Origin of the sequence: Maribacter aurantiacus, assembly GCF_005780245.1 — a bacterium.
In the GTDB taxonomy this organism is placed as follows: domain Bacteria; phylum Bacteroidota; class Bacteroidia; order Flavobacteriales; family Flavobacteriaceae; genus Maribacter; species Maribacter flavus.
In genome coordinates, this window is the sequence record NZ_VBUK01000002.1 from 333,737 (window position 1) to 345,978 (window position 12,242).

The 12,242-nt window shown below is 40.3% G+C and carries 11 protein-coding genes; 9 read left to right on the plus strand and 2 right to left on the minus strand.

Annotation, left to right across the window (positions count from 1 at the left end; translation table 11 throughout):
* Positions 1-9: 9 nt before the first annotated feature.
* The gene (locus tag FEK29_RS06625; protein WP_138257633.1) at positions 10-1,188 is read right to left on the minus strand and encodes a lipoprotein N-acyltransferase Lnb domain-containing protein; all 1,179 of its coding nucleotides are present in this window, start codon (positions 1,186-1,188) and stop codon (positions 10-12) included.
* A 102-nt stretch (positions 1,189-1,290) separates the two neighbouring features.
* Here FEK29_RS06625 and FEK29_RS06630 point away from each other — a divergent pair, with 102 nt between their 5' ends.
* From FEK29_RS06630 to FEK29_RS06670, 9 genes are all read left to right on the plus strand, one after another.
* On the plus strand, positions 1,291-2,034 hold the full coding sequence (locus tag FEK29_RS06630; RefSeq protein ID WP_193554881.1) for a CDP-alcohol phosphatidyltransferase family protein: 744 nt from the start codon (positions 1,291-1,293) through the stop codon (positions 2,032-2,034).
* A gap of 5 nt (positions 2,035-2,039) precedes the next feature.
* Positions 2,040-2,576, plus strand: a complete 537-nt coding sequence (locus FEK29_RS06635; RefSeq protein ID WP_138257635.1) for a DinB family protein — start codon at positions 2,040-2,042, stop codon at positions 2,574-2,576.
* Positions 2,577-2,591: 15 nt separating this feature from the next.
* Positions 2,592-3,074: a GyrI-like domain-containing protein gene (locus FEK29_RS06640; RefSeq protein ID WP_262710131.1), complete on the plus strand. Its 483-nt coding sequence runs from the start codon at positions 2,592-2,594 to the stop codon at positions 3,072-3,074.
* Positions 3,074-4,348: an MFS transporter gene (locus FEK29_RS06645; RefSeq protein WP_138257636.1), complete on the plus strand. Its 1,275-nt coding sequence runs from the start codon at positions 3,074-3,076 to the stop codon at positions 4,346-4,348. Before FEK29_RS06640 ends, FEK29_RS06645 begins: the two co-directional genes overlap by 1 nt.
* A complete protein-coding gene (locus FEK29_RS06650) occupies positions 4,329-4,727 on the plus strand; it encodes a DUF4345 domain-containing protein (protein ID WP_138257637.1) in 399 nt (132 codons plus the stop codon). The genes FEK29_RS06645 and FEK29_RS06650 overlap by 20 nt, the downstream gene beginning before the upstream one ends.
* 56 nt (positions 4,728-4,783) lie before the next feature.
* Positions 4,784-5,590, plus strand: coding sequence for a DUF4198 domain-containing protein (locus tag FEK29_RS06655; RefSeq protein ID WP_138257638.1), 807 nt, complete (start codon positions 4,784-4,786; stop codon positions 5,588-5,590).
* Positions 5,591-5,664: 74 nt separating this feature from the next.
* Complete coding sequence (locus tag FEK29_RS06660; protein ID WP_138257639.1) at positions 5,665-6,273, plus strand: arsenate-mycothiol transferase ArsC; 609 nt, start codon at positions 5,665-5,667, stop codon at positions 6,271-6,273.
* Between the two features lie 158 nt (positions 6,274-6,431).
* On the plus strand, positions 6,432-8,840 hold the full coding sequence (locus FEK29_RS06665) for a hypothetical protein (RefSeq protein WP_138257640.1): 2,409 nt from the start codon (positions 6,432-6,434) through the stop codon (positions 8,838-8,840).
* A 352-nt stretch (positions 8,841-9,192) separates the two neighbouring features.
* Positions 9,193-11,466 (plus strand): hypothetical protein, encoded by a 2,274-nt coding sequence (locus FEK29_RS06670; protein WP_138257641.1) that lies wholly within the window; start codon positions 9,193-9,195, stop codon positions 11,464-11,466.
* A gap of 20 nt (positions 11,467-11,486) precedes the next feature.
* Here the strand turns inward: FEK29_RS06670 and lptB are convergent, their stop codons facing one another.
* Positions 11,487-12,227 carry an LPS export ABC transporter ATP-binding protein gene (lptB, locus tag FEK29_RS06675; RefSeq protein WP_138257642.1) on the minus strand — a complete coding sequence of 247 codons (741 nt, stop codon included), beginning with the start codon at positions 12,225-12,227 and terminating at the stop codon, positions 11,487-11,489.
* Between the last annotated feature and the right edge of the window lie 15 nt (positions 12,228-12,242).

The following is a 12,242-nucleotide window of genomic DNA, read 5'->3' on the forward strand; positions in this document are numbered from 1 at the left end:
TTTTAGGGGTTAGGAATTGGACTGGCCATTAAAATAAGACCACAAAAATAGATATCTAAGGGCTAAAGACAACAAAATAAAGATCAAGAGTATGGAAAACACCTGAAATTCTATCAGCCATAATAGAACGGTGAGGGCTAGAAATCCCAAGAGTGCCAAGATATACCATCGTATCCGGTTTGGCACCGAATTTTTAATCAAAAGAAAGGCTACAAAAAGGTTCGGAGCAAAGGCCCATAACACGTTAAAATTCATTTTGGTGGCATCGTGGTCCGTAAAGAACCAAAGAAACACGATTACTAGGCCCGCCAAACCGGTTAGAAGGAACAACACAAAGTCGAGCCACTTTGTTCTCTTTTTAGCCCGATGGTCTTTATAGCTTATAAAACCCACCACCAAAAAGAGCAGTAAGAGCCAAAAAATTGGGGATAGCAAAAATGGGGTGGGGTAGGACTGTGGTGGGATATCCACCAAAACAGATTCCCTTTTCACTATAGGTTTTCCCGCCAGCGAAGTATGTTTCATTTGTTCATAGACATACAGGGGTAAGAACATAAGTTCATAAGGTGTCGCTTCCCGGTCGATTACGGCACCCAAGGCCAAATCGATGCCGAAATTCGACCACGAGTTAATTTCTAAATTTTGATGTATCAATTCCCTAAAAGTAAATTCTTCCTCAAGGTGGGAAAAGTTGAACTGAAGTGAAGGGCCTAAGGTTTTTTCAAAGACTAGGGGTATTCTGGTGGCGCAGTTATCAAAAAGAAAATCATATTGGTACTTCCTATTTTCCGGTAAAAGATTGTTTTCCAGAAAGACCACAATGGCTGTTCTCTTTTCTAGGTCAAGGTCCAGTTCCTGTTCCCGGACCCAACGTTTTTCAATTTCATAACTTCTTTTGAAATAAGAAAATGGCATCCTCGATATGGTATACGCCAGTTTCCCCCTGGTGAAATTCAAATAAAAGTTGGGGTCCTCAAAATCATAGGTGCCATAGCCATAAACTTCGTCGATTCCCAAGGAAGCGTCCTGAAACCGAATGGCACTATGCCCAAATTTGGCAGCAAGCTCTTCCCCGGTTCCTACGGTCAACAGACTAATTTTGGAAAGGGGCGAAAGTTGGTTTTTCTGGGAATGTCCAGCAAAACCTACAATCAAAACCAGAAAAATTAGGACGGTCCTTTGAAACATAGTCGAAAAGCATGGATGCTATAGCAAAGATGCGAATAATAACCAATTTATGTTATTTTTACTCGAAATCGAAGTTGCTAACAAATACCGGTTTTAAACGACATGCAAAAACACCTTCCCAATTTTATTACGCTTTTGAATGTCTTTTGTGGCTGTGTGGCCACCGTTTTTGCCGTTTTGAACAATTTGGAAATGGCAGCCCTATTTGTGGCTTTGGGTATTTTCTTTGATTTTTTCGACGGACTTGCGGCACGGGTCTTGGATGTGAAAAGCGAATTGGGATTGCAGCTGGACTCCCTCGCCGATGTTATCACGAGCGGACTTGTACCGGGTGTCGTTATGTTTCAGTTGTTGGCCATGTCCCAAAGTGGCGGTTGGAATCTGATCGGGGCTTCTTTTTTGGAAGAACCCGGGGTTGACTGGGTTTCCTATTTACCATTTTTTGGGTTTGTGATCACTATGGCGTCCGCCTATCGTCTGGCCAAGTTCAACTTGGACGAGAATCAGGTATCGTCCTTTATAGGCTTGCCAACACCTGCCAATGCCCTGCTTATCATATCACTGCCGCTAATCCTTTTTTACAACGGAAGCGAAAGTGTCAATGCCATTATATTACATCCATGGTTTTTAGTGCTCCTCACCATTTTAAGTGCCTATTTGCTCAATTGCAGCCTTCCGCTTTTTGCCTTGAAGTTTAAAAACTGGAGTTTTAAGGACAATGCGCTGCGCTATATTTTTTTGATACTAAGTTTGGTCATGATCATCACCATGAAATTTTTGGCCATACCGTTTATCATCCTATTTTACATTCTCAGTTCCTTGGTGCAGGAAAAATTCTCGAAATAGACAGGATGGAGCCAACAAATCATAATGAATCCATCGAGTATTGGTTACGGGGTCCCGTGAAGGGAATACCCATTCTTTTACAACCGGCCGCACATGCCGTACTACAATCCAACAAGGAACTTTACGATTATTTGGTGGATTTTCCAGAGGAATTTCTTTGGCAAAAATTGGAAAATAGGGCATCCGTTGGATTTCATTTACAACACATGACGGGCGTATTGGATAGAATGATGACGTATGCCAAAGGAGCAGCGCTCACGGAGACCCAATTCGAATATCTTAAAAACGAGGGAGTGCCAAACGACAATTTGAGCTTAAAGAATTTAATGGCCGATTTTACAAAACAAATGGAAATTATGCTTAGGTATTTTAAGGGTCTTTCCGAGGATACCCTAAGGGAACCAAGAACTGTGGGAAGAAAAAAATTGCCTTCTACGGTTTTGGGATTGCTGTTTCATGCAGCGGAGCATAGTCAGCGCCATGTAGGCCAATTGCTGGTCACCGCTAGTGTGTTAAAATCCCAGCGTACGAGGATATATTAATTTTTTTTAAAAGTTGTGAAGATTACACCAAGAATAGTAGAAAGTAAAGCGAGGAAATTGATTGGTGTATCCCGCTCCATGAGCATTCTAACTAATAGGACGGCGGAACTCTGGAGCGGTTTTCGGCAAAGGGTTTCGGAAATTTCCCTTAGGGTATCACCCGATTTTATTTCCCTCCAAAACTATCCCGAAGACTATTTCAGGCATTTTGACCCAAAGAAGTCTTTTGAAAAATGGGCCGCCGTGGAAGTATTGGAGGTATCCAATATCCCTCAGGGTATGCAGTTTTTGGAGTTGCCTACGGGAAAATATGCGGTTTTTGAATACAAAGGGGCGAGTAATGATCCTCGCATATTCCAATACATCTATAATGAGTGGTTACCGACTTCTAGATATCGGCTGGACCATAGGACCCATTTTGAGGTGCTAGGTGAAAAGTATAAAAATAACGATCCCAATTCCGAAGAGCAGATTTGGGTTCCAATCCTGGACCGCTAATGGATACCGAAAAAAGAGCTCCTTGGTATTATCTGGCATTATTGATATTGGCTGGAGAAAGTGTTTTCATTTTGCCCTTCGTCCTACAACGTGTATTTAGGCCTACCGTTTTGAAGGTTTTTCAACTGAACAATACGGAATTGGGACTCTGCTTTTCAGTATATGGAATTGTGGCCTTGGTTTCTTATTTCTTTGGTGGACCCTTGGCGGATAAATACCCGCCAAGAAAGTTGATCGCCCTAGGCCTTTGGACAACGGCCGCAGGCGGATTGTATTTTGCCACCTTTCCCGAATTTCATTACTTACAGATACTCTACGGTTATTGGGGTTTTACCACTATTTTCCTTTTTTGGTCGCCCATGATAAAGGCCACAAGGGTCTGGGGCGGACGTAATTCCCAAGGAAAGGCATACGGATTTTTGGATGGGGGAAGGGGGCTTGTGGGGGCACTTTTCGGGACCTTGGGCGTATTGGTTTTTTCTTGGTTTATGGCCGATAATTTGGAAAGTGCCAACCTCGCCGATAGTCGGTTTGCGTTCCGCAAGGTACTTTTGGTGTCATCCGCAATTGTGGCATTCGTGGGAATTTTGGTCTGGGTGTTTATGAAACTGCCAGACCGTTTGGAAAGGGAAATCGTTCTGGAAAAAATATCCATGTCACAAATTGGACAAGTACTAAAATTACCATCGGTTTTATTGTTGATGGTCATCATACTTTGCGCCTACGTGGGGTATAAACTAACCGATGTTTTTTCGCTCTATGCAAGTGAAATCATGCTGTACGATGATGTGGATGCCGCCAAGACCGGAGCTTTTCTTTTCTACGTGAGGCCCGTGGCGGGAATCTGTATCGGGATTATTGCGGATCGCTCCCTACCTAGTTATTGGCTGTTTGTGAGTTTTGTCGTTTCTTTAATTGGTGCCATGCTCTTTTGCATGGGGTTTGTGGTGGACACCTCCGTGTTTTTATTTCTTGTTTCCATTTTAATCGTCACTTCGGGAATTTATGCGGCCAGGGCTTTATATTTTGCGGTTATGGAAAGCGGAAAAATACCGTTGGCATTGACGGGAACCGCGGTGGGACTTATATCGGTAATAGGCTATACCCCGGATATATTCGCCGGCGCTGCCATGGGTCTATTGCTGGATGCGAGTCCCGGATTGAAGGGACATCAGCATGTTTTTTATATGATCGCGGGCTTTTCCTTTGTGGGAGCGTTGGCAGCCTACAGGTATTACAAATTATACAGAAAGGATGGAAAGAAAATTTCCTAGGAACCTGCAATTGGTCCTATCCGGAATCATTGTCATTTTGGCGGGCCTGTTTTATGGACTCCATCCGTTATATGTGATGCCGTTGACCTTTAAGTTTGAAGTCGAAGCCTTGGCTTTAAAGAATATATTCAGGGCCATCATGGGCATTTACCTCGGGTTGGGTATCTATTGGCTTTTGGGTGCATTTCGTCAGGAGTTGTGGAAATCAGCCACACTGTGCAACGTGCTATTTATGGGTGGTATCGCTTCGGGTAGATTGATCAGCTTGCTTTGGGATGGTTTTGGTTTACCATTTTTCGTCGCCATGGTTTTGGAACTGATTTTTATGGTTTGGGGATTTTATAACTTGAAAGCCTTTAAGTCCTACGTCGGTAAATAAATAAAACCATTAATGTTATACCTTCGTAGATATAGTATAGAATAAAATATGAACATATGAAAACCGTACTTCGTTTACTTTACTTATTGGCCATTGTGGTCCTTTTTTCCTCCCACGAACTATTTTTAAAGTCCGATTCTCATTTTTTGGAACCCAATACCTCAGGTCTCCTTTATTTGTTCAATGGTACGTTTGATACCAGTGAAAATGAAATTACCAGGGACCGAATCGTAAAAGCCAAAATATTGGGGCCGGGGTATCAATTTGAACCATCGGATACTGATTACTACGGAGAGGAAAATATCACCTATCTAAAATATACTACCGGAGCATCGGGAACGTATGTGGCCGGTATTTCCACCCTGCCAAGGATATTGGAAATGAATGCGGCGGATTTTAATGAATATTTGGAGCATGAAGGTCTGGAGGGCACCATTGCCGATAGAAAACAGGCCGGAATCACCAATAACGGCGCTAAGGAGCGGTATTCAAAACATGTAAAGGCACTGCTACAGGTGGGTGAAAATACCTCCATCGACTTTATGAAGCCGTTGGGCTATCCCATTGAGTTCGTTCCCTTGAACAATCCTTTTGAGATTACCTTGGGGGACAGGGTCGCCTTTAAATTGCTCCGGAACGGAAAGCCGTTGGCCAATCATACGGTTCATTACAGCACCTCCGTGCCGGGCCAGGATGCCCACGAGAACGAAAATTCCGTGAAGTCCAATGCCAACGGTATGGTAAGCATTTTGCCCACCTCAAAAGGAAAGTGGTACGTGGCCACCATTCACATGGAAAAGAAGGAAGGTGATGCCGTGGATTACGAATCCAACTGGGCCACCTTGACCTTTGAGATTAAATAATGGTTAGCTTTTTAATCCGATGTTCTTTTTTCTGGAAACAGGTTTTAATTTTGCCTTAAATTATTGTGTGAGCTATGTTCAAGGAACTAAAAAAAGGCATCAAGGAACTTAAGGGATATACGCCCGATGCGGTCCGTACCCCAATTTTACAATCGTTGATCGATTACATTCAGGAAAAAAGGGATGAGGATGAGCCCATTAACCTGAATTTTGTTTGTACCCATAATTCCCGAAGAAGCCATTTATCCCAAATTTGGGCACAGACCCTAGCCGCCTATTTTGATATTCCTAAAGTGGCTTGTTACTCCGGAGGTACGGAAGCAACGGCTTTGTTTCCAAAGGTCTTGGATACGTTGGAAGGTGCTGGATTTAGAATCAGCAAATTATCGGAGGGTGGGAATCCAGTGTATGCAATCAAATATGGAGCGAATAGCCTGCCCATCATTGGTTTTTCAAAGACCTATGATCATGCCTTTAATCCGGAATCCAATTTCGCGGCCATTATGACCTGTGGGCACGCCGATGAAAACTGTCCCTATATTCCAGGAGCCGAAAAGCGCATTCCAATGACCTTTGATGATCCAAAAGCTTTTGATGGAACCAATCTCCAATCTCAAAAATACATGGAGCGAAGTTTGGAGATAGCGGCACAGTTGTACTATGTTTTTTCTAAAGTGGTATAGGAATTTCAGGAAATCCAACCTTTGATAATTTCACTTTTTCCCAACTTTTTAAAGATGTAAATGATTTGTTAAATATAGGTAAAACTGTCAATCTAAAATTGTCATTAGGGTCTGCATGATTATCTTTAAAGAGTATGCTCTGCGAAAAACTGAAAATAATGTACCGGTCCATTAAATACTGGTTTTTAATTTCCACCTTTTTGATTACTTCACTTAATGCTCAGAATTTAAGTGTGGAGAATAAAATAAAACCTGCCTTTAAGGACTATTTTGGAATGCCCCGGGCATCGGTTTTTTTGCATTTGAACAAAAGTGCCTTTGTTCAGGGAGAACATCTCTGGTTTAAAAGTTACCTATATAACAGACTAAAGAACAATCTTTTAAAGGAACCGCTTAACCTTTATATAGGAATTTATGATTCCGTGGGCCAACCTATAAAAAAGGAGCTTTTCATCAGTAGGAATGGATTGGCGCTTGGACAAGTACTGATTGATTCCACTTTTGACAAGGGAACCTATTATATAAAGGCTTCGACCAGCTGGATGCGTAATTTTCAAGAAGATGATTCGTTCATTTCCCAATTTGATGTCGTTCAAGGGCCTAACAAAATAAAAGGAATCGAAGACGAAGAATTAGATGTCCAATTTTTACCAGAGGGAGGATATTTGGTTTCGGATGTACAGGGTACTGTGGGGGTTAAGGTAATAAATTCTCATGGAAACGGTGTTAAAGGAGCAAGAGGAATCATCAGAAATAATCGCGGTGATTCCATAACCACATTCATTACAAACAATTTTGGCCACGCGAAGTTTGAGATTTTACCTCAGCAGGAAATGCTGTATTCCGCAACAATGGATAGTAATCGAGGGAAAAAACAAAAAATTTTGCTTCCCAAGTCCAAACCCAAAGGCATTGCAATGTCCATAAGGAGAATTTCTTCTGATCGAATTATGATTCTTTTGGGAACCAATTCCGTGACCAGGGCTGAAATGGGAAGTAAGCCATTTAGTTTACTTTTTCACAGGGATGGGCTTTTAAAACATATGGAGGTGGTGTTTCCATCGGATAAAAATTACGTTTCCTATGTTCTTGACTCGGAGTCCTTACATCCTGGTACCAACATTATTACACTAATAGATAGCTATGGAAATCCTCTGTTGGAAAGACTGGTATTTAATAGGAATAGTATAAAGCAGGGAGAATTGAAAACATCTCTTGGATATGTTGATCGCGACTCAGTATCCATGCATATTGATTTGGAAAGAAAATCAAAAGGGTTTTTATATTTAAGCGCCTCGGTTTTACCGGCAGAAACTAAGGCTTATCGACATGATTACAACATTTTAAGTACCTTTTTGTTAATTCCATATTTGTCCGGAAGTGTTGAAAATCCTAAATATTATTTTTCAAATGTATCCGAAAAAACCGAAAAGGATTTGGATTTACTTCTATTGACACAAGGTTGGTCCCGTTATGAATGGAAGAATATCTTTGAGAATGCTCCAGATAAAAGAAATGGTTTTGAGACTGGCGTAGATGTTTTGGGCCAACTTAATTTTGAGCTTAGAAAAAATGAAGGGATTATGTTATATCCTGGAGAGGGGTCTCTTCCTCAAATGATAAAAATAAAAGAAGGTTCCAAAAGTTTTTTTCTTGAAAATTACGATCTTGAAAAAGGAACTGAACTCAGGTTTACGGTAGTAGATGCCAATGGAAGGCTTTCCAGGCCAAATTTATACGTCAGGGTCGATAACGGAACAAAATCGGATGTTCTACATAAACTGCCTAATAAAAGGCAAATGTCTACCTTTGATTATCAAGTAAATGATTACAGTGGCAATTTTAGTTTTGTACTTCCTGATAATACCATCACATTGAATGAGGTAACCGTAGAAGGCAGTCAGGAGGACCCTGTTTATGTGAGTCCCCACTTTACTTCGGATAAACTCGTTAAAGTTACAGAGAAAACCATAGGCAATTTTCCTAGACTATTGGATTTGATACGGTCCAGTGGATTTAATGTGTGGGAGGCACCTAATACGGGCTATGACCGCATTCGTATTACGTCCAAAAGACCCTTGGCACTTTCTTTGACACCTCCCTCTCCAAGATTATACGTGGATGACATACCTTATTCAGATTTCAATATATTGACAGATTTTTCCACTAGCCAATTGGAAAGCTATTTTATTGATAGGTCTGGAAACGGGGAACCTGGTGCCGCAGGAGGAGTGATAAGGGTATACACTAAGAAGGGGGTTGATCAGGATGCTTCAGGTTTGGGAAGAAAATATTCCGATAAGGAATTTTTTATACATATTGTAAAAAATGGTTTTGACCAGGTGAAAGAATTCTATGTGCCCAAATATGCCAGCGTCAGTGATGACTCCTTTAAAAATTTTGGAACTATTCACTGGGTCCCCAGTTTGGAAATAGTTGATGGACGTAATGGTACATTCGTATTTCAACACCTAGACATCAAGCGCATGAAAATATTCATTGAGGGAATTGGTGAAGATGGTACTCTTTATTCCACAATGGAGGATGTTGAAATTAGTCCGGATTAGGTCAACGTTTTTTTAGATAACCGGTTATTTGAGTAAGATTCATAGGATGTACTTTTCATTTATTATTATAAACCAATAAGGCTATTAACATCTATTAAATCAACATTTTAGGTTGATAATAGCTACTTCGAAGGGATTGAGATTCTGAATATAAAAACTTTAACAAAAGATACTTGTCATAACAAAGTCACCTTGGCTAGATCAATAATTAATTCGTATTTGTAACATGAATTATACTATTCGCTCATTAAGTTGTTTGTTTTTTTTGTCGGTCTTCGCATGTGCAACCTTATATTCACAGAATTTAAGCATTGAAAACAGGGTCAAACCTGCAATCGGTGATTATTTTGGTATGCCGAGGCCTTTAGTCTTTTTACATACGAATAAAAGCGATTATGTGCAGGGGGAATATCTATGGTTCAATGGTTATATTTATGATCCTTTGACTGGCTCCCCTTATAACGAGAGACTGAATCTTTATGTAGGTGTCTATGATTCAGAAGGCAATCAAATCAAAAAGGAACTTTTCATTAGTGAAAATGGAATATCAAAAGGACAAATCAAGGTAGATTCTATTTTTTCTGCCGGGCTTTATTACCTAAAGGCAACAACCGGTATTTTGCAAAACTTGAAAGAAGAGGATTCTTTTATTCAAAAATTTAGGGTTATAAATCGATTACAGACTGTATTAGAAAATAGTAAAGATATTTTGGACATAAATTTTCTGCCCGAGGGAGGTACCTTAGTAAGCGATGTTCCTGCGACGGTAGGGGTTAAAGTTGAAAATCGATCGGGCCAGGGTGTCGAAAAATTTAAGGGCTATTTGGTGGAAAGTAAAGGTGATACCGTGGCGAGCTTTGAAACCAATATGTTTGGTTTGGCCAGGTTTAATTTCTTGCCTAGAAAAGAAGGGACCTACAGTACAAGTTTAATTGACAGCGAAGGCAGAATAAGGCAATTCTTCCTACCGGAGATAGAAGAAAGGGGAATAGGCATCAATGTCAAAAGACTTTCTGAAAATAAAATACAGATTACTTTGGGCATGAATCCTTTAACTAGGAGTGAGATTGGTGAAAAAACGTATTCCTTATTGTTCCATAGAGATGGACTTCTTAAGCATATGGATATTAACTTTCCAAAGGATGAAACCTTTGTATCCTATATTTTTAATTCCGAAGAGTTACACCCGGGAATGAATATTGTAACCTTGGTTGATAATACGGGAATTCCTGTGGTCGAAAGGCTAGTCTTTAATTCTGGGGATTCAAAAAAGAATAATGATTTAAACATAAACGTAAAGTCAAAGAAATTTGATTCTGTGCAATTAACCCTATTTGCAAAAAATAGCTCCAAAAGCTTAAAATTTTTAAGTGCTTCAATTTTGCCTTTGGGAACGAAAGCCTATCAAAAAAAGAAAAATATTTCTAGTTCTTTTTTATTGGAACCTTATGTTAATGAAAATATTGAGCATCCTTCGTATTATTTTACGGAGACCTCAAAGAAAAGGGAAAATGATTTGGACCTATTGTTATTAACGCAAGGTTGGTCCCGTTACGATTGGAAGAATATATTCAATAATTCACCAAGAAAAGAGAATAATTCCAGGACAGGAGTGGACCTTTACGGCAAGCTGAATTTTGAACTGGGAAGAAATGAGAATCTTTTACTGTATATTGGTGACAAGCCATACCCAAAAAGGATTGAGTTGTCCCAAGATTTGGAAGAATTTGTATTAAAGAACTATTATTTTGAAAATGGTGATGAATTACAATTCACCACAATAAATTCAAATGGAAAACTTTCAAGGCCCAATTTATATGTAAGGCTGGATAATGGCATTAGGGTCGATAAAATACATAGTGTTGAGAAATATATTACAGAGATTGTTGCTAAGGACAATAGCGAAGCGTATAACCTGGAAGATTTTATAATGCCTGACAAAACCATAGTTTTGAACGAAGCCACGGTAGTTGATAAGAAAAAGAGAAATCATTACTTAATCAGTCCGGTCGTTAACGAAAATCGTGTAACCGAGATTACGGAGCGGGAAAGAAAAATGTATCCCCGTTTTATGGACATTATCCGCTCCAATGGTTTTAGGGTTATTATCGACTGGACTAGCTCATATGAGGGTCGAGTATCCATTGTCAACCTTAGAAATGGCCTCTCACCAGCTTTATATGTAGATGACATTTTTCAAGTCGATTTTAATAATATAGAACATATTTTGACGGATGAAATAGGGGCTTATTTTATAGATAAGTCTGGAAATGCAGAACCAGGCGCGGGAGGCGGTGTTATAAGATTGTACCGGAAGATTTGGGGCGAAGGGGAGGATGTAAAAGTTGAAAAAGAGTCAAGGTTTTTTCTGCACAACGTAAAAAATGGCTTTACTCCGGTTAAAGACTTCCATGTTCCCAATTACGCTAGTGTTACAGACGATGCCTTTATTAATTTTGGAACCATTCATTGGGAGCCAGGTATTATTCTCGACGAAAATGGGAAGGCCGACTTTATTTTTGATGGTAAGGGTTGGACGGAATTTGAACTATTTATCGAGGGCATGGCTTCTGATGGTTCTTTATTTTCAACCAACAAAATAATTAGAGTAGATTCTAGTCAATAAGTATATTACATAAAAACAACTCAAAAATCCAGCTTCTTCTTTCTCAGCTCGAAGTTCTGGCCCAAATATACCTTGCGTACCATTTCATCGGCGGCCAGGTCTTCTGGTATTCCCGACTTAAGAATACCTCCTTCGAACATAAGGTAGGAACGTTCCGTAATGGCCAAGGTCTCCTGAACGTTGTGGTCCGTAATCAAAATACCGATATTCTTGTTCTTTAATTGGGCTACGATGCGTTGGATATCCTCCACGGCTACGGGGTCCACCCCGGCAAATGGCTCATCAAGCAATATGAATTTAGGGTCGGTCGCCAAAGCCCTGGCAATTTCCGTACGCCGTCGTTCCCCACCGGATAATAGGTCACCACGATTTTTACGGATGTGTCCCAGACCGAATTCCTCGATCAGGGATTCCATCTTCATGAGCTGCTCCTTTTTACTCAGCTTGGTAAGCTGGAGAACGCTCAGGATATTCTTTTCAATACTCAATTTCCTAAATACAGAAGCCTCTTGTGCCAAATACCCAATACCGTTCTGGGCACGTTTGTACATAGGGAAATTGGTAATCTCCATGCTGTCCAAATAGATATTTCCACCATTCGGCTTGATGAGTCCTACGATCATGTAAAAGGAAGTGGTCTTACCGGCACCATTTGGACCTAAAAGCCCTACAATCTCACCTTGATTTACCTCAAGGGAAATGCCCTTAACGACCTGGCGGCCACGGTAGGACTTCATAATATTTTCTGCTCTTAGCTTCATTATTTCAAATCTAAC